Below are 16,817 nucleotides of genomic sequence, written 5' to 3'. Positions count from 1 at the left end.
ATGGATTTAATTCAAAAAAATAGTTGTTTTGCAGGTGAGCAACGCATTTACCGTTGGAATTCACAGCAATTACAAGGCACAGCGAAATTTGGGATTTATTTACCACCCAAAGCATTACAAGGTCAGGAATGTGCGGCGGTCTTTTTTTTGGCGGGTTTAACTTGTAATGAGGAAACCTTTGCGATTAAGGCACATGCACAGCGCGTTGCCGCAGCGTTAAACTTAATTTTAATTACTCCAGATACATCGCCACGAGGAGATGATGTCGCACAAGGTGATTCGTGGGACTTAGGCATTGGTGCAGGTTTTTATGTAAATGCCACTCAAGCACCATGGGCACAGCACTATCGTATGGAAAGTTATTTGGTAGATGAGCTATATCCAGCTGTACTTGCTGAGTTTCCAATTCTAAAAGATTGCGTTGGGATTATGGGCCACAGTATGGGAGGGCATGGTGCTTTAACCCTTGCGTGGAAATATCCTGAAAAATTTAGCAGTGTGTCGGCATTTGCACCAATTTGTGCACCAAGCCAATGTGCATGGGGTGAAAAAGCCTTTAGCCATTATTTAGGAAATGATCGCAATTTGTGGCAAGCACATGATGCAACTGCATTGGTGCAAACTAAAGGTGCATTATTTGATGAGGTTCTGATTGACCAAGGTTTAGCAGATCAATTTTATGCGCAACTTAATCCGCATTTATTTGAGCAAGTTTGTCAAACAGTGGGACAAAAACTGAACTTAAGACAACATGAAAATTATGATCATGGCTATTACTTCATTCAAAGCTTTATCGATGAGCACTTACAGTTTCATGCCAAGAAACTCGCTTAAATTCGGCAATAAAAAAGCAAAGCCTAAGTGCTTTGCTTTTTTTTGAGATTAGATGTGAGACCACACCACCTCAAACTCTTGTTGTGCCATGCGGTTTAGATGATCAAGCACCACGTTTTCTAAATGACTGTGATCATCTAAGTTGCTGTCAATTTCTGCTGTGAGACTTTCAGCTAAAGGGGTTAAAATAACAGTGGCTGTAGGCATAAAAATACGAAATTCGGTCTCCGATTCTGCCACTTCAAATTTATGTTTCCAATGATTGACTAAGCGTTTTGCAATACGTTTGCTGTCTGATGTGATTAAAGATGTTTGACTTTTCATATTTAATTCCTGTATTGATCGCATAAGCCTAGCAAAAAAGAGTAATAGAAAAACCATTGTTTTTAGGACAAACCGTTATCTTTTTGCAACATAAAAGTAGTGCTCTGCGTTTGTGTTGTTTAGAATTTGTTATACTGGCGACTTTCGTTTTTTAGCTAGGTTGTGCCCATGTCTAAGCCATATTTGATTGCTCCATCTATTTTATCCGCAGATTTTGCACGTTTAGGGGAAGATGTCGAAAAAGTATTGGCGGCAGGCGCAGACGTTGTGCATTTTGATGTGATGGATAACCATTATGTACCGAATTTAACTTTTGGTGCAGGTGTATGTAAAGCACTGAAAAATTACGGTATTAAAGCACCGATTGATGTTCATTTAATGGTGTCACCTGTAGATCGTATGATTGGTGATTTTTTGGATGCAGGTGCAGACATTATTACGTTCCACCCCGAAGCCAGCGAACATATCGACCGCTCATTACAACTTATTAAAGCTGGCGGTGCAAAAGCAGGTTTGGTCTTTAACCCTGCAACGCCATTACATTATTTAGATTATGTGCTTGATAAAGTGGATCAAATTTTGTTAATGAGCGTAAACCCAGGCTTTGGTGGACAAAAATTTATTCCAATGACATTAGACAAACTCCGTCAAGCACGCAAAATAATTGACGCAAGTGGTTTAGATATTCGTTTAGAAGTCGATGGTGGTGTTGGTCCTGCCAACATTCGTGAAATTGCCGAAGCAGGTGCAGACATGTTTGTAGCGGGGTCGGCTATTTTTAGTAAGCCTGACTATAAAGCTGTGATTGATGAAATGCGTGCTGAACTTGCTAAAGTCGGTCAGATTCAAGCTTAATTTAGCCAATAAAAAAGAGCCGATTAGGCTCTTTTTTTATTGCAATTGAATATCAAACGTCAAATCGACTAAATGATTCGCATATTAAAATTCTGGCGTATTATATGGTCGTAAATTTTGGCTGTATTGCCATTCTGATCAATTTAAATTATTGAGCATTTTGATTGCTACTCAAGTCGAATGAGTTGATGCTGAGAAACAATCCAATTTTGCAGTCAGGTTTAAACTCCCAGTTTATTCCAGCAAAGCATTGAGACATTATTTTTAGTTCATCATGTTATTTTTAATTTTCCTAACTTGTTTATGCAAGCTCGATTTGTATTTTAACAAAGAATCCGATATTTTATTGACTGAGTCATTGATTGGATTCATTTTTGTCTGTGCAGTCATTTTTTCAACGCTATTTATGTTTTCTGGTCGCTTTTGCGCTCAGTTGTTTAAGTGTGTCGAATGTTTTGGCACAGTCGAAGCATATGGACATGTCTGCAATGGATATGCCAATCCAACATACATCACAACTGATGAATGGAATGGGGCACTGTACCAAAATGCAGATGGATGATGCAAAAACATCAAGTTTGCCTCCAATCCATCAGTCAAATTGTAGTGACTGCCAACTCATTCATTGCCAAAGTTTAAATTATGCTGTAGCTGAACCATTGGCGCTGGTGTTGCAACCAATCTTAAAAGAAAAGCAACGCTCGCCTTTACCTGAACTGCATACACAAGTTATTGCAGGCTATTGGCAACAAATCTTACGTCCACCAAAAGCTTAATTCGATTTAAAAAAATTCATTTTATTTTTAAGAGAATTAAGCGATGTCTATATTATTGCGCCGTATGGCGACCCTAAGTTTGTGTGTATTGTTGTCTCCATTCACTTTGGCGGCAATTCGTGAATATCATTTAAATATTGCCGAACAAACGGTGAATGTAACAGGAAAGCCAGTTAAAAAAATTACTGTAAATGGGCAATTTCCTGCCCCCACTTTAGCATTTGAAGAAGGTGATGAAGCCGTTATTCATGTGCATAATCAATTAAAAAATCAAGAAACGGCTTTGCATTGGCATGGCATTTTATTGCCTGCGTTGATGGATGGCGTACCGGGTTTTAATGGCTTTAAAGGGATAAAGCCGAATGCCGATTTTACCTACCGTTTTAAGCTTCGCCAAACAGGCACATATTGGTATCACGCCCATAGTGTTGGGCAAGAGCAAGATGGTTTATATGGCGCGTTTATTGTGTATCCAAAAGGTCATCAATATATCGATCCGATAGATCAAGCAGATCGTGATGAGGTGGTGATGTTGTCAGATTTTCATTCATCTTCAAGCAATGAAATTATGAAAAATCTGAAGAAATCGGCCGATTATTATCAAAATCAACGCGAAACTTTGGCAGATGTTTGGCAACAAGCGAAAACTGAAGGGATAAAAAATACATGGCAAGACCGCAAAATGTGGAACCAAATGCGCATGCTCAAAACCGATTTGAGTGATGTCACGGGCTATACCTTTTTATTAAATGGAAAAACACCCACACAAAATTGGACGGCAGACTTTAAGCAAGGTGAAAAAATGCGTTTGCGTTTTATTAATGCCTCAGCGATGTCTTTTTTTGATGTTCGGATTCCCAATTTAAAAATGACGGTGGTTGCGGCAGATGGTCAGCCTGTGCAACCTGTGTCGGTCGATGAATTTCGTTTTGGTGCAGGCGAAACCTATGATGTGATGGTTGAACCGAAATTGACCAATTATCAACTCCAAGCAGAATCGATTGATCGCAGTGGTTTTGCTTTGGGGCAATTGCATCAAATTGGGAAAACCGAGCAGAAATTTGCGATGCCATCACATCGCCCACGTGCTTTATTAAGTATGCAAGACATGCCAATGTCAGATATGAAGCACGATATGCCAATGTCAGATATGAAACATGACATGCCGATGTCGAATACGAAGCATGATATGCCAATTCCAAGCGCTGAATCTAAACAGGCAAAAGACGTTGAAGGTTGGGCAAATGCTTCAACGCCTGTGGGCGAAAAAGCGTTGCAATATCAAGCTTTAAAAGCTAGAACACCACAAGCCGATACGCGTGAGCCTACAAGAACGATTGATATTTCCTTAGATGGTAATATGGAACGCTATATTTGGACGATGAATGGGCAAAGCTTTGCCCATGCCACGCCGTTGCAGGTCAAATTTGGGGAACGGGTTCGTTTAAGATTCACCAATAACACCATGATGGCGCATCCTATGCATTTACATGGCATGTTTGTGCAATTAGAAAATGGACAAAGCCTTGAAAATTTACCCAATAAGCACACCATTATTGTGCCACCTGCCAAAACGGTGAGTGTGTTATTAACGGCAGATGAGCTCGGGGAATGGGCTATTCATTGCCATTTGTTGTATCACATGACTTCGGGCATGATGAACAAACTGGTGGTAGGTGAAGTGCAAACTACAGCGATGCCACAACAGCAGGAGTCATCACATGCACATCACTAAATTTTTTAGCTTTGGCATTTGTAGCGGACTCTTTTGGATTTCATCAGCATGGGCAGAGACAAGCATGCCGATGGCTGATATGCCACATAACATGTCTATGTCTAATATGCCAATTCATCAGGCAATTGCTGTAAAGCAAACAGCTTCTAACGATGATATGGCAATGCATCAACATGGTTCTGAAATTTATAGTGCGACAAGTTTGGACAATAAATGGCGCGTGGATAAAACAGGGCATGGGCAGTTGCAGTCTGAATTAAACAGTTGGGTGGGTTCAGATATAAATAAACTTTACATTAAAGCAGAGTTTGATAAAGCTGAGTCGAAAAACACTGAAACGGAGGTGAAAGCCTTATATAGCCGTAATGTCAGCCCATTTTGGGACGTGCAAACGGGACTGCGTTATCGGCAAAACTTAAATTTGACACAAAATAAGCAAGCGATAGATTTGGTATTGGGTGTGCATGGTCTAGCCCCATATTTTTTTGAAACGGATGCTTATGTGTATGTGGGCGAACATCAATATAGTGCCTTGTATTTAGAAAGCACACGCGATGTTTTGCTAACTCAAAAATGGATTATGACACCTTTTGTTAAAGCTTTGTGGCTAGTGCAAGATGAAACGAAATCTGCCCAAAAAACAGGACTCGCCCATGCTGAAATTGGCATACAAAGTCGTTATGAACTTAATAAAAAAATCATGCCTTTTGTTGAAGTTGCCTATCGACATGAAAATGGTCAGCAGCAGACAAGAGAGCAAATAGCAACGCCTTCTGAAACAGGTTGGATTTATGGGGGCGGATTCAAGCTTAATTTTTAAGCTGTTTTGAAGCTGCAAAATGCACTGATTTTCTCAGTGCATTTTTTATGCGGTTTAAATCGGCTAGAATATACATAAAACGATGTGGGTTAAGCAGTATGAAACTTACTTTGAACACTATCCCCAGTCCTGTAGGGCTTTTATATTTGGTTGCCGATGAACAGGCTTTGCGCGCAGTACTGTGGGAGCACGAATATCAGCGTGTTTTTGCACAGCAAAGTTTAGTTGTAGATGCACAGCATCCAATTTTAATGCAAGCCAAAACGCAGCTTGAAGAATACTTTTTAGGACAACGTCAACACTTTGAATTAAAATCTGACCCTTATGGTGGTACGGTTTTTCAGCGGCAAGTATGGCAGGCATTACAAAAAATTCCGTTTGGTGAAACCTGTTGTTATTCAGATATTGCAAAACAAATTGGTAACCCAAAAGCGGTTAGGGCAGTGGGTACAGCCAATGGGCGAAATCCATTGTCGATTATCGTACCGTGTCACCGTGTGATTGGTGCAAATGGCAAACTAGTTGGTTATGCGGGTGGTCTTGAACAAAAAATAAAATTATTAAATTTAGAACGTAGAGTTCTTGAAGCGAGTCTGTAAAATATCTCTTTTCACAAAAAATAATATGCTTTATTTTAAATACTTATAAAGAATCCTCGTTTATTAGCTCTTTTTATTCACACTATTTTATTAGGCGTAGTTGTAAAAATGAAGATTCGATTATACACACGATCATTTTCAGCACCGCCAATACCCTGTATGCTTATGCATCTTTTTTGGCATATCAGTTTATTTTTGCCATATTGTTCAGTTGAAAAATAGGAGTATCTTATGAGTACCAAGCAAAAGCCAAATCCAAATAGAAGTTGGATGTGGGTTGGCATTGCCATTGTTGCAGGAATCTTATTTTTAGGTCTTTTGTTTTATTGCGTAAGTTCAGACAATAATGAAATTGATGGTTATGCAAAGCAGTGGCGTTCGACAGGTGATAAAGAAGCCTCTATGCCAATGGACATGTCACATATGAATCATGCAGATATGTCGGCATCTGAAATGCAGCAGATGGATATGTCTGATATGCATAAAGATAAAAAATAAAATTGGTTTTGGGCAGATGCATTTATTTTGGCATCTGCTTTTTTATCGAGTTAGTTGAAATAAAGTGTGATATATGAATTTCATTCAATGAATGGATATTACCTATCTAATATCCTTACACTTCGCGTAAAGCTAAGATTGTTTGGATTGGGTATGAATAAAAAAATGTGTTCCTTGTTCGGCAGATGAATAAAATTCGATTTCCCAATTTAAATAATGACAAATTCGCTGAACCAAAGACAAGCCTAAACCTAGATGTTGTGCCGATTGGTAAGAACCCGTGAAAGCTTCAAAGAGTTGCGGTTGTAATTCTGGTGCAATTCCAAGTCCATTATCACTCACACTAAAACCATGCGCATGCAGCTGAATTAAAATACGGCAATTTGAACCTGCATACTCAATCGCATTACGAACTAAATTTGACATAATAGTTGCACATAAGTCAGCAGGATAGCGTTGTGAGGATGTATTGTTCTGGTCAAGGCTTAAGTGCACTTGATAGCGTTCTGCAAAGGCTTTATTTTCTTGAATAACATGCGTTGCAATTTCGGTAAGTGACTGTTGTTCAGTTAAAGCAATTGAGGTTCGGTCTTGGCGTGCCAATGCAAGATAAATTTGAAGCTGTTGTAAAATTCGCTGTGCCGATTGTTGGATTGTGGCTAAGCGTTGCTGTGATTTTTCGGGCAAATGTAAGCTGGTTGCTTGGAGTAACTCACAACTGGTTAAGATGACCATGAGGGGGGTACGCAGTTCATGGCTGACGTCTGCGGTGAACAGTCGCTCACGTTGTAAGGCATGGTTAAGTTGATCATAAACTTCATCAAACGCTTGCGCCAGTTGCCCAATTTCATTGTGAGGGAAGTCGGGTGCCAGTTGATTCTTCTTGTTTGGATTTAAATCTTTTCTGATGTTTTTTTCTAATTTTTCAATTGGTTGAATAATATAATAATTGGTAATATAGAGCAAAATTAAACTGAGTAACCCGCTTGCCGTTAAAATGAATCCCGAAAATAACCAAGGTGAACGCTTTTGCTCCTCAAAATTCGTATAGTCTCTGAGTAAAATATAGCGTTGGTCAGGATAATCGACCACCATTACATGCCAAATTAAATGATCACGTGTAACTTTATGAAAGCCAGTGGGTAATTTACGCAGCCAATCTGGAAATTGTGATGAAAATTTTTGACCGTGAAAAAAACGATTTACGCGACCGACATCTTCGCCTTTTAAATATTGATGCCGAATACGTTCAATTGCTAACCCCATATCAATACTTTGTAAACGATGTTCATGTTGTTTCGAGAGTAAAACAAAACCAAGGCTAATCATGCCACTAAAGCACAGTGTGACAATAAAAAAACGTAAAATAATATGCTTTTTGAGTTGTCCAAATTGTGACAACATTATATGCAGACCTTATAACCAATGCCATGAATGGTATGTAAGAGTGCATGTGAAAAAGGTTTATCAATAATATGTCGAATTTGATGAATATGGGTACGTAAGCTATCGCTAGAAGGAGGAGAATCTTTCCATAAGTGTTCTTCTAATTTGGCTCGCGTGACGACATTTGGGCTTGCCAGCATGAGTGTTTCAAGCAACATTAAAGGAATAGGCGCAAGCTTTAAAAATTTGCCTTGTCGACTGAGTTGATAAGTTTGACGATTAAGTTGTAAATCACCTACAGTTAACAGTTGCTGTCCTGCCAAATTATAACAACGGTTCCATAGTGCTAAAATACGTGCATGTAGTTCTGCTAAGGCAAAAGGTTTAATTAAATAATCATCTGCACCGACAGAGAAACCTTGCAATTTATCATGCAATTGGTCACGTGCTGTCATCATAATAATTGGTTGACGTGGCGAATTTGTTTTTAAGTTTTGACAGATATGAAATCCATTTACACGGGGCAAATTAATATCCATAACAATCAAATCATACTTATGCTGTTCCGCTAAGTATTGACCTTGTAGCCCGTCTGTCGCGATATCGACAATATAACCTTGTAATTCTAAATATTCTGCAATGTTCTGCAAAATATCTCGATCATCTTCAATAATAAGAATTTTCATTGATTTTAGAAAGATGGTATGCGAGCTTTTATGATAGCCGAAGCCGTCTTAATCGCCTATAGACATTGCATCCTTTTTCATGATTTCAGAGCAATGCTTCGAACGCGCTGCAATTGTTTTATACTTGTTGTTCATATAGTTAAATAGAAGATGTTTTGATGCAGGTGATTACCGTTGCTGCCGCACTGATTATGAATGAAAAAGAAGAAGTACTTTTGGCACGTAAACAAGGAACTCAATTTTTTATGCAAGTGGGTGGCAAGCTTGAGAAAAATGAGTCTGCCGATGTGTGTATGTTAAGAGAAATTCAAGAAGAACTTGGGGTTGCTGCAGAAATTATTCAAGACCTTGGACTTGTGAAAACCATGGCGGCAAATGAGGCCGATACAGCATTGCATGCTTACATTTTTGAAGTGAAATTGCTGCAAACACCTCAAGCATGTGCCGAGCTTGCCGAAATTATGTGGGTTCATCCAACCCAAGCACAGCATTTACCACTTGCGCCACTAACCGAGCATTTTATTTTCCCTTTTTTGTTGAATGGGAAAAAATGGTGACTGCTGTCATTTCATTCTTTTAAATAGAGTATCTGTGATTGGTGATCAACACCATTTTGGTTTTTGAGGGGGAAGTATGTTTTTATTGATTGTGGCATTCATTATTTTTGCTGTGATTTCAGCTGTGGTGTCATCACCTAAGTTTAAAGGCAAAATTGGTGAAAAAGTTATTCAATTTCAGTGCCAACGATTTTTAGATCCAGCACAATATACACTGTTAAATGATTGTACTTTGCCAACGTCTGATGGGTTGACGACACAAATTGATCATATTTTAATATGTCCGTTTGGTCTATTTGTGATTGAAACTAAAAACTATAAAGGCTGGATTTATGGTGGTGAATATCAAAAAATGTGGACGCAAACCTTATATAAAAATAAATATAAGTTCCAAAACCCATTGCATCAAAATTATAAACATATCAAAGTGCTAGAAAATTTATTGCAAGACGTTATAGCCGCGCAAGACTTGCATTCGATCGTTGTGTTTGTGGGAGAAAGCAGTTTTAAAACGCCCATGCCATATAATGTATTTGAGGGAAAGGCTTGGGTACAATTTGTCAAAACATTTCAAACACAGGTTTTGTCAGAGGTTAAAATGCGGCGGGTAAAACATATCATTGAAAAATATAGTTTAGAGCGTAATCGAGAAACTGAAAAACTACATCTAGCGAATTTGCAAAAGCGACATGGCGTAGATATTTCAAAACAAAACGAGTACTAAAATAGTACTCGGATCAGTTCATATTTTATTGTTGTTCATAACATGCATCTAGTGCTAAAGCATAATAAGCTAAACCTTCTTGTGCCGCCTCAAATGCTTTTTGTTGTAATTCGGGCTGACCATCGCAGAGGCGTTTGATGAGTTCCATCGCTTCATGTGGGTGTAAATCATCGTAGTGTGCATGTGCGCGTAACCAAGCTAACGAGCGTTTATTGATATTAATTTCTGGATGATTAGCATAGCTTTCAATACCTTTGTAGACTTGAATGCTCCAATCGCCTGTTGCCCATTCAATCGCGAGGTTAGTTGCAGCTATCCCTTCAGCGAGTGTACCGCGATAATTGATACTCCATAAGTAATGGTTGATTGCATTTACCGCAGCAGGTGGACGAGTTGTATCTAATGTTTCAACAGATAAGCCAAAACCACCGGCCCAATCTCGATACCAATCTAAATGACGTTCTTCAATTTTAATATTTTGAATGAGCCAATTACGTGCTTCAGTTACGCCAGGTGTTGCAAATTGTGTTGCTTTGGCAAGCGACATTGCCATATAAGAGGGAAAATGGGCCACTAAAGGATAAAAATTTAATAAGGTATTCCGAAAGCAATGTGCGCTGAGCTTTCCATTGGCCATGTCAGTAAATAATGGATGTGAACTGACTTTATCCTTTGCAGGAATTAAATCATCCCAAAATTTTTGTGACCATGTGGTATGTGGGGTCAGTTGTAAGTCAAGTTCATAGGTCTTTGTTTTTGAGTTCATATATCCCCATCCTAGTCCATTGGTTTTGTTGATGATGATTGCTAGATTATGTATATTGATTTTAAAAAAAGCGCGTGATTTTTCATCAAAATATCGTTATTTTGATATAGACACAAGCATTTTTAATTGCCAGTAGATTTTTGATATTTGGGTTAAAAATAGTTTAAATTGATTGTAAAGCTATCTCAAAAAGCTTTTTAAGTAAGGGGGCTTTGCTCTTATTATAATGATATAACGCAAGAGCTCTGACTTCTTTAAAAAATCCAAAATGTAAAACAATGAACTTATAAAAAAAGGGGTATGAAGTGAGATGAAGTTATATGGAACAACAATATTTGATAAAAAATACATCGAGCAAAATGCAAGCCGTTGGCTAGCTAATGTCAAATTTCCGAAACTTCTTGAAGCTGATTATCAAACTAAATACTGCAAAGCCGCAACTTATGAATTTCGCTATCGTGCGCCGATTATTTTGGTATTGTATTTATTTTTATGTGTTGGAATAGCGCAAGTTTTACCGAACGATCAAATGCAAAAATGGCTTTACTATTATGCATCGGTTGGAATAATTATTACATCGGCATGGTTACTATCTTTTATCGAACGATTTGAACAATATTTTGATTGGTATGTAGGCATTGGTTCAGGTCTTGGAATTGCGATTAGTTTTATTTTGGTGACACTAACAGACAATGGGCAAAGCAATATTTTATTTCATGTGGCGATGATGTATGCCGTCATTATTACCTATGCTTTTGTTGGTTTGCGTGTTTATACCATTACCTTTGCCGGTTGGTTTGGTGGTGCGATTGCAATTTTAGTTGTGCTTCATCTGCAACATTCAATTGAATGGACGGTACTCAATCGGACTTATACTTTTAGTAGTTTTTTAGGGATGGCAATTGCATATGCAATTGATCGCCAACATCGAGAAAGTTATCTACAAAATTGTATTATTGCTTTAAACAACTTAGAGTTGATTGAGCAGGCACAACGCTTATCTATTTTGTCACGGCAAGATGCACTTACTGGGCTTGCCAATCGCCGTTATCTTGATGAAGTGCTTGGTTTGGAGTGGAATCGTGCCCTTCGGACGCAAACGTCACTTTGTATTATGATGGTCGATATTGATTTTTTTAAGCGTTATAACGATAGTTTGGGTCATATTGAAGGCGATAAATGTTTAAAACGAATTGCCAATATTATTGCATTAATGACGTCTAGAACAGGTGAGTTGGCTGCACGTTATGGTGGTGAGGAATTTTTTCTATTGTTTCCTACCACAAGTGAAAAAGATGCCAAAGCCTTAATTGAACGTTTAATGAATGCGATTCGTGAACATCATATTGTACATCCTGATAGTGATATTGCTTCATATGTTACGATTAGTGCGGGGATTGCAATTACTACACCAAGCTTAAGTTGTAATATTAGTGATTTTATCTCACAAGCAGATAATGCCTTATATTTGGCGAAAATTAATGGTCGGAATCAATATAATTTAGTCATCAATCAAATAGGTGTAATGAAGCAAAGACGAATTATTTGATTCAACCGCACCTTTTTTAAATTAAAATTATGTTTTAAAAGCGTTTTGGAATTTTTTGTCCACCGCTGACTGGAGATTCAGCTTGCTTAAGTACCGTCCAAAGCCAAGTTTCAGCATGATTGACCGCTTGTTGAATACTATCATTTTGTGCCAAACGTCCAGCGATATAGCTTGCAAGTGAGCAACCTGAACCATGATACTCTCCATCTAAACGACTACAGGTGGTTTCTGAAACTAATTCAGCATGAATGTAGAGTGCATTGCGTATGTAATCGGGGGTAGCCTCATGCCCACCTTTGACCAAAACAGCATTTGCGCCTAGCTCAAAAAGCTTTTGGGTCGCTGCATCTAAGTCATTTATTCCTGTTAAAGCACGTAGTTCAACCGTATTGGGTGTAATGAGTGTTGCAAGCGGAATAAGTTGTTGAAAAGCTGCAACGAGAGTTGCTTGATCACCTAAGCTACCACCACTGTTTGCAACCAATACTGGGTCGAGTACATAGTGATAATCAGGATGGGCAGTTAAAAATTCTGCCAATGCTGTGATATTTTCAGTTGTTCCAAGCATCCCAGATTTAACACATTTAATGGGTAAGTCTTGTACCACAGCCTGTGCTTGTGCCAAAAGTAATTGGCTTGATGTTGCCTCAAAACCAAAAACTTGTTGCGAATTTTGAATGGTAAGTGCTGTGCATGCAATTGCCGCATGTGCGCCACTTTGCCCAATTGCCTCGATATCTGCTTGTAATCCTGCACCGCCAGAAGGGTCTAAACCAGAAAAACATAATACAGTGGCACGCATTCAACACATCCTTTGTTTAAACTCAATTGGCTTTAGTATAGGCAAGATTTATTTAACTTCCGAGTCAATTTTACTTTTCATCTGAGAATTTACCTTTTGGTTAAATACTTACACAGTGTTACCAGATTTAGGTGGAACTGACACACATAAGTTGTCATTTTGACGTATAACTAAAGTTCACAAAAATTTTTTTGTTTATTAAAAATAACGATGAGGAGAAAGGCATGGGTTTTTTTGATTTTATTAAAGGTGTTGGCAAGAAAAATGAAGCGCCAGTAGAACAACCTGCTACACCTAGTGAAACGCCTACAGAACCAAATGCACAACAAATTGCGAATCAACTTTTGTCACATATTCAAGCTTTAGGTTTGCCTGTTGCAGGATTATCGGTAAATTATAATAGTACAACCGATTTGGCTACGCTTAAAGGTCAAGTCAAAAGTCAGGCGGATAAAGAAAAAATTATTCTTGCAGTTGGAAATATTGACCATGTTGCACAGGTTGATGACCAAATGACAGTAGAAGAACCTGCACCTGAAAGTAAATTTTATACGGTTAAATCAGGTGATAATTTGTCAAAAATTGCCAAAGAATTTTATGCTGATGCCAATCAATATCCGAAAATTTTTGACGCCAATAAGCCGATGTTAAAATCTGCTGATGCAATTTTTCCGGGTCAAGTCTTACGTATTCCTGAATAACTTGCGCGATTTGTAAGTTAAAGCTAAATGCTTGCGTTTGAATTTTATCTTTATTAAGTAAAAATTCGTACGCAGGCTTTTTTTATTGTGTTTAAATTTGCACATGATTTATTCGGTTGTTTTGACCGCTTTAAGTCATTATTTATACAGATTCAGCGAAATTTAAACCGATAGGGCAAACTGTGCAAAACATTCAACATATTTTATTAGATTTAGATGGAACACTAACAGACCCTAAAGTAGGTATCCATACTTGTATACGTTATGCACTAGATAAATTAGGTCAGCCGTTGGCGGAAAATGTTGACCTAGATTGGACGATTGGCCCACCATTGAAAGCATCTTTTGCGACTTTATTAAGCAGTGATGATGATGTTTTGACAGAACAAGCTTTAGCTTATTATCGTGAGCGTTTTGCTAGTATTGGGCTGTATGAAAATAAAGTCTATGACACGGTTGCGCAAACTTTGGCGGAACTACAGCAACGTGGTTATCAATTATATTTAGCAACTGCAAAGCCACAGGTGTATGCCGTTAAAATTTTACAACATTTTGATTTATTAAAATATTTCACACAGGCTTATGGTAGTGAATTAACGGGTGAAAGAACCAATAAAGGCGATTTAATTGCTTATATTTTGCAGCAAGAACAGCTCAAAGCCGAAAATTGTGTCATGGTGGGTGATCGTAAATACGATATTTTAGGTGCGCGTCGTCATCATATGCAAAGTATTGCTGTAAACTATGGTTATGGTACAGTTGAGGAGTTATTAGCGGTTCAAGCTCCACAATATATTTCACAATTCTCTGAACTATTAAGCATATTTTTGAAGCGAATATGAGTCATAAAATTGGCGGTTCTCACAGCATATCGGTGTAGATATGCTGTTGCATAGCATTTTTATTTTTGAGTAGGTTTGAAGTTTAAAACCAATGCGACCACAATCCCAAGTAATAATCCCCAAAAAGCGGAACCAACACCAAACAATTGAATGCCTGAGGCACTCATTAAAAAAGTCAGTAACGCAGGCTCACGGTCAGATGGTTGTTGAAAGGCAATTGCAATATTGTGGCTAATGGTGCCAAATAAGGCGATGCCTGCCAATGTCATAATAAAGACTGATGGGAATGCCAGTAAAAGCTGAGTGAGCGTTGTAGCAAAAAGCCCCATTAAAATATAGAAAAGTCCACAACTCATGCCTGCAATATAACGGCGTTTCGGGTCGGGGTGAACTTGATCGTCTAGACTTACTGCCGCAGAAATTGCCGCTAAACAGACTGAAAATGCGCCAAAAGGGGCAAGCGCTGTTTGAGAAATCCCAATCCAACCCACTAAGCTATTGGTGTGTGGTTGGTAGCCATAGCTTTTAATCATGCCAATACCGGGCAAAAACTGTGACGACATGTTGATAATAAATAAGGGAAAGGCAAGTCCTAGACAGGCTGTCCATGAAAATTCAGGTGTGACCCAAACAGGTTTGCTAATACTCCAATTCAAGTTTGGAAATTGAAAGTTTAATAAAATTGGGCATAACAACATGGCAGCAATCACGGTAATGACAATGCTATAACGGGGTAGTAGTCTTTTTGCAACCAAGTAAATCGCCAAAAGGCTGACCACAAATGTCCATTGATGTTGTAATTGCACAAAAAGCTGTAGTCCAAATTTAAGCAAAATACCTGCTAGCATTGCACAGCTTAAACTTAAAGGAATTTTGGCAAGTAAGCGTTGAAAAAGTCCTGAAAAACCTACAATCGCGGTGAGAATTCCGCACAATATAAATGCACCAATCGCTTGCGCTAAGCTGTAATGGCTTCCTGTCGCAATAATGAGTGCAATACCGGGGGTTGACCATGCAGTTGCAACCGGATATTTGTACTTCCACGATAAAATCAGTCCCGTCAAACCAATTGCAAGCCCGAGTGCCCAAAACCACGATGCAATTTGCTCAGGATTCGCCCCTAAACTTTGTGCGCCTTGAATGACTAAAACCGCAGAGACGCTAATGCCAATTAAAAAAGTAATAAAACCTGCAAATACGGCAGGAATAGAAAAATCTTGCAGAAGTTTTGACATAAATCGCTGTTCTTCCATGAAAAATAAAAAAGCAGTGCTGTTGAGAATAGCTGCAATTTAGCAAGATTTTAAAAGAAGGTGCTTCTTAAATTTAATGAATAAATAGATATTTATTTTTTAAAATTTCAAAATTAAGGTAAATTGTTTTAAATATTAATCTATTTTAAGAAGAATATTTATGGGTGAAAATAAGCTTAGCGCCTTGGATTTAAAAATTATGCGTGCGCTGCAACAAGATGGACGTTTAAGCAATGCTGAACTGGCAAAATTGGTCGGTATTAGTAGCACATCGTGTTGGAATCACACCCAACGCTTGTTTAAAATTGGTGCCATTTTAAATATTCGTGCCAGTATTAATCCGCAAATGGTACAGCGCGACACCATTGTGTTGGTGGGGGTGGTGTTAGACCGTTCTACGCCAGAAAGTTTTGCGGCTTTTGAAGTGGCCGCGAAAGCCTTAAACCAAGTATTGGAGTGTTATTTGGTGGCAGGGGAGTTTGATTATTTTTTAAAAATCCGTATTCAAGATTTATCTGCATTTAATCAGTTACATAGTGAAAAATTGATTGCTTTGCCTGGGGTGCGCCAAGTGCGAACGTTCTTTGTCTTAAATGAAATTAAAAGCAATGGGATATTGGTTTTTTAGTCATAAAAAAACCTCAGTTAAAACTGAGGTTTGACCACCACTAAAATCACCACGGCTAATAAAATAATCGTGGGGAACTCATTAAAAAAGCGCCAAAATTTGTGGCTTTTATAATGTGCATTGGTGATGAGCTTTTTGCGGTAATAACCGCAGCTTAAATGATAAATGATTAATACACCAACCAAAGCTACTTTTAGGTAGAACCAATGTGCCTGATGATAATGTTGCGTTGCATCGCCTAAACTCACTAAAAAGTGTGCGCTCACGAGCGTTGCAATCATCGCAGGCCACATAATCCCTCGATACAGTTTACGCTCCATAATTTGAAAGCGTTGATGACTGATCTCATCTTCGCTCATGGCATGGTAAACGTACAGCCGCGGCAAATAAAATAATGCCGCGAACCAACAAATCACTGCAATTAAATGCAGTGCTTTGACCCAAAGAAATGCCTCAGATGGTGTTGTCATCTAAAATCCTAA

At 38.4% G+C, this 16,817-nt stretch carries 20 protein-coding genes; 13 read left to right on the top strand and 7 right to left on the bottom strand.

Annotation, left to right across the window (positions count from 1 at the left end; genetic code table 11):
* Complete coding sequence (gene fghA / locus FXN70_RS10175; RefSeq protein ID WP_324647370.1) at positions 1-834, top strand: S-formylglutathione hydrolase; 834 nt, start codon at positions 1-3, stop codon at positions 832-834.
* Positions 835-882: 48 nt separating this feature from the next.
* On the opposite strand, the gene FXN70_RS10170 is transcribed toward fghA, so the two are convergent.
* Entirely contained in the window at positions 883-1,158 is a 276-nt protein-coding gene (locus FXN70_RS10170) for a DUF2218 domain-containing protein (RefSeq protein WP_324647345.1), read from the bottom strand.
* A gap of 168 nt (positions 1,159-1,326) precedes the next feature.
* On the opposite strand from FXN70_RS10170, the gene rpe reads away from it, so the two are divergent.
* From rpe to FXN70_RS10140, 6 genes are all read left to right on the top strand, one after another.
* Positions 1,327-2,013, top strand: a complete 687-nt coding sequence (rpe, locus tag FXN70_RS10165; RefSeq protein ID WP_324647344.1) for a ribulose-phosphate 3-epimerase — start codon at positions 1,327-1,329, stop codon at positions 2,011-2,013.
* 374 nt (positions 2,014-2,387) lie between these two features.
* The gene (locus FXN70_RS10160; RefSeq protein ID WP_324647343.1) at positions 2,388-2,789 is read left to right on the top strand and encodes a hypothetical protein; all 402 of its coding nucleotides are present in this window, start codon (positions 2,388-2,390) and stop codon (positions 2,787-2,789) included.
* A 43-nt stretch (positions 2,790-2,832) separates the two neighbouring features.
* Positions 2,833-4,524 carry a multicopper oxidase domain-containing protein gene (locus tag FXN70_RS10155; protein WP_324647342.1) on the top strand — a complete coding sequence of 564 codons (1,692 nt, stop codon included), beginning with the start codon at positions 2,833-2,835 and terminating at the stop codon, positions 4,522-4,524.
* The gene (locus FXN70_RS10150) at positions 4,511-5,344 is read left to right on the top strand and encodes a copper resistance protein B (protein WP_324647341.1); all 834 of its coding nucleotides are present in this window, start codon (positions 4,511-4,513) and stop codon (positions 5,342-5,344) included. The genes FXN70_RS10155 and FXN70_RS10150 overlap by 14 nt, the downstream gene beginning before the upstream one ends.
* A gap of 98 nt (positions 5,345-5,442) precedes the next feature.
* On the top strand, positions 5,443-5,943 hold the full coding sequence (locus tag FXN70_RS10145) for a methylated-DNA--[protein]-cysteine S-methyltransferase (RefSeq protein ID WP_324647340.1): 501 nt from the start codon (positions 5,443-5,445) through the stop codon (positions 5,941-5,943).
* 231 nt (positions 5,944-6,174) lie between these two features.
* A complete protein-coding gene (locus FXN70_RS10140) occupies positions 6,175-6,441 on the top strand; it encodes a hypothetical protein (RefSeq protein WP_324647339.1) in 267 nt (88 codons plus the stop codon).
* Between the two features lie 132 nt (positions 6,442-6,573).
* On the opposite strand, the gene FXN70_RS10135 is transcribed toward FXN70_RS10140, so the two are convergent.
* Both FXN70_RS10135 and FXN70_RS10130 read right to left on the bottom strand, forming a co-directional pair.
* The gene (locus FXN70_RS10135; RefSeq protein ID WP_324647338.1) at positions 6,574-7,845 is read right to left on the bottom strand and encodes a HAMP domain-containing sensor histidine kinase; all 1,272 of its coding nucleotides are present in this window, start codon (positions 7,843-7,845) and stop codon (positions 6,574-6,576) included.
* Positions 7,845-8,513, bottom strand: a complete 669-nt coding sequence (locus tag FXN70_RS10130) for a response regulator transcription factor (RefSeq protein WP_324647337.1) — start codon at positions 8,511-8,513, stop codon at positions 7,845-7,847. Before FXN70_RS10130 ends, FXN70_RS10135 begins: the two co-directional genes overlap by 1 nt.
* A 158-nt stretch (positions 8,514-8,671) precedes the next feature.
* Here FXN70_RS10130 and FXN70_RS10125 point away from each other — a divergent pair, with 158 nt between their 5' ends.
* On the top strand, positions 8,672-9,070 hold the full coding sequence (locus FXN70_RS10125; protein ID WP_324647336.1) for an NUDIX domain-containing protein: 399 nt from the start codon (positions 8,672-8,674) through the stop codon (positions 9,068-9,070).
* A 76-nt stretch (positions 9,071-9,146) separates the two neighbouring features.
* Entirely contained in the window at positions 9,147-9,794 is a 648-nt protein-coding gene (locus tag FXN70_RS10120) for a nuclease-related domain-containing protein (protein ID WP_324647335.1), read from the top strand.
* Between the two features lie 25 nt (positions 9,795-9,819).
* On the opposite strand, the gene FXN70_RS10115 is transcribed toward FXN70_RS10120, so the two are convergent.
* Positions 9,820-10,560, bottom strand: a complete 741-nt coding sequence (locus FXN70_RS10115; protein ID WP_324647334.1) for a TenA family transcriptional regulator — start codon at positions 10,558-10,560, stop codon at positions 9,820-9,822.
* Positions 10,561-10,870: 310 nt separating this feature from the next.
* Between FXN70_RS10115 and FXN70_RS10110 the strand changes: the two genes are divergently transcribed.
* On the top strand, positions 10,871-12,109 hold the full coding sequence (locus tag FXN70_RS10110) for a GGDEF domain-containing protein (protein ID WP_324647333.1): 1,239 nt from the start codon (positions 10,871-10,873) through the stop codon (positions 12,107-12,109).
* A 34-nt stretch (positions 12,110-12,143) separates the two neighbouring features.
* Here FXN70_RS10110 and FXN70_RS10105 read toward each other — a convergent pair whose 3' ends face one another.
* Positions 12,144-12,911 carry a hydroxymethylpyrimidine/phosphomethylpyrimidine kinase gene (locus tag FXN70_RS10105; RefSeq protein WP_324647332.1) on the bottom strand — a complete coding sequence of 256 codons (768 nt, stop codon included), beginning with the start codon at positions 12,909-12,911 and terminating at the stop codon, positions 12,144-12,146.
* Between the two features lie 224 nt (positions 12,912-13,135).
* Between FXN70_RS10105 and lysM the strand changes: the two genes are divergently transcribed.
* A complete protein-coding gene (gene lysM, locus FXN70_RS10100; RefSeq protein ID WP_324647331.1) occupies positions 13,136-13,612 on the top strand; it encodes a peptidoglycan-binding protein LysM in 477 nt (158 codons plus the stop codon).
* Positions 13,613-13,803: 191 nt separating this feature from the next.
* Positions 13,804-14,454, top strand: coding sequence for an HAD-IA family hydrolase (locus FXN70_RS10095; protein ID WP_324647369.1), 651 nt, complete (start codon positions 13,804-13,806; stop codon positions 14,452-14,454).
* Positions 14,455-14,513: 59 nt separating this feature from the next.
* Here FXN70_RS10095 and FXN70_RS10090 read toward each other — a convergent pair whose 3' ends face one another.
* Positions 14,514-15,689, bottom strand: coding sequence for a benzoate/H(+) symporter BenE family transporter (locus FXN70_RS10090; RefSeq protein WP_324647329.1), 1,176 nt, complete (start codon positions 15,687-15,689; stop codon positions 14,514-14,516).
* 178 nt (positions 15,690-15,867) lie between these two features.
* On the opposite strand from FXN70_RS10090, the gene FXN70_RS10085 reads away from it, so the two are divergent.
* Positions 15,868-16,335 carry an Lrp/AsnC family transcriptional regulator gene (locus FXN70_RS10085; RefSeq protein ID WP_324647328.1) on the top strand — a complete coding sequence of 156 codons (468 nt, stop codon included), beginning with the start codon at positions 15,868-15,870 and terminating at the stop codon, positions 16,333-16,335.
* Between the two features lie 17 nt (positions 16,336-16,352).
* Here FXN70_RS10085 and hemJ read toward each other — a convergent pair whose 3' ends face one another.
* A complete protein-coding gene (gene hemJ, locus FXN70_RS10080; RefSeq protein WP_324647327.1) occupies positions 16,353-16,805 on the bottom strand; it encodes a protoporphyrinogen oxidase HemJ in 453 nt (150 codons plus the stop codon).
* Positions 16,806-16,817: the final 12 nt, after the last annotated feature.

Source organism: Acinetobacter sp. MD2 (genome assembly GCF_035615575.1).
GTDB lineage: Bacteria > Pseudomonadota > Gammaproteobacteria > Pseudomonadales > Moraxellaceae > Acinetobacter.
Note: the sequence above shows the minus strand (reverse complement) of the source record. Positions and strands in the feature narration are given on the sequence as shown.

Excerpts from the sequence above, each read along its gene's own strand:
- fghA (WP_324647370.1), top strand. The coding sequence starts at position 1 with ATGGATTTAATTCAAAAAAATAGTTGTTTTGCAGGTGAGCAACGCATT.
- FXN70_RS10170 (WP_324647345.1), bottom strand. The coding sequence starts at position 1,158 with ATGAAAAGTCAAACATCTTTAATCACATCAGACAGCAAACGTATTGCA.
- rpe (WP_324647344.1), top strand. The coding sequence starts at position 1,327 with ATGTCTAAGCCATATTTGATTGCTCCATCTATTTTATCCGCAGATTTT.
- FXN70_RS10155 (WP_324647342.1), top strand. The coding sequence starts at position 2,833 with ATGTCTATATTATTGCGCCGTATGGCGACCCTAAGTTTGTGTGTATTG.
- FXN70_RS10150 (WP_324647341.1), top strand. The coding sequence starts at position 4,511 with ATGCACATCACTAAATTTTTTAGCTTTGGCATTTGTAGCGGACTCTTT.
- FXN70_RS10145 (WP_324647340.1), top strand. The coding sequence starts at position 5,443 with ATGAAACTTACTTTGAACACTATCCCCAGTCCTGTAGGGCTTTTATAT.
- FXN70_RS10140 (WP_324647339.1), top strand. The coding sequence starts at position 6,175 with ATGAGTACCAAGCAAAAGCCAAATCCAAATAGAAGTTGGATGTGGGTT.
- FXN70_RS10135 (WP_324647338.1), bottom strand. The coding sequence starts at position 7,845 with ATGTTGTCACAATTTGGACAACTCAAAAAGCATATTATTTTACGTTTT.
- FXN70_RS10130 (WP_324647337.1), bottom strand. The coding sequence starts at position 8,513 with ATGAAAATTCTTATTATTGAAGATGATCGAGATATTTTGCAGAACATT.
- FXN70_RS10125 (WP_324647336.1), top strand. The coding sequence starts at position 8,672 with ATGCAGGTGATTACCGTTGCTGCCGCACTGATTATGAATGAAAAAGAA.
- FXN70_RS10120 (WP_324647335.1), top strand. The coding sequence starts at position 9,147 with ATGTTTTTATTGATTGTGGCATTCATTATTTTTGCTGTGATTTCAGCT.
- FXN70_RS10115 (WP_324647334.1), bottom strand. The coding sequence starts at position 10,560 with ATGAACTCAAAAACAAAGACCTATGAACTTGACTTACAACTGACCCCA.
- FXN70_RS10110 (WP_324647333.1), top strand. The coding sequence starts at position 10,871 with ATGAAGTTATATGGAACAACAATATTTGATAAAAAATACATCGAGCAA.
- FXN70_RS10105 (WP_324647332.1), bottom strand. The coding sequence starts at position 12,911 with ATGCGTGCCACTGTATTATGTTTTTCTGGTTTAGACCCTTCTGGCGGT.
- lysM (WP_324647331.1), top strand. The coding sequence starts at position 13,136 with ATGGGTTTTTTTGATTTTATTAAAGGTGTTGGCAAGAAAAATGAAGCG.
- FXN70_RS10090 (WP_324647329.1), bottom strand. The coding sequence starts at position 15,689 with ATGTCAAAACTTCTGCAAGATTTTTCTATTCCTGCCGTATTTGCAGGT.
- FXN70_RS10085 (WP_324647328.1), top strand. The coding sequence starts at position 15,868 with ATGGGTGAAAATAAGCTTAGCGCCTTGGATTTAAAAATTATGCGTGCG.
- hemJ (WP_324647327.1), bottom strand. The coding sequence starts at position 16,805 with ATGACAACACCATCTGAGGCATTTCTTTGGGTCAAAGCACTGCATTTA.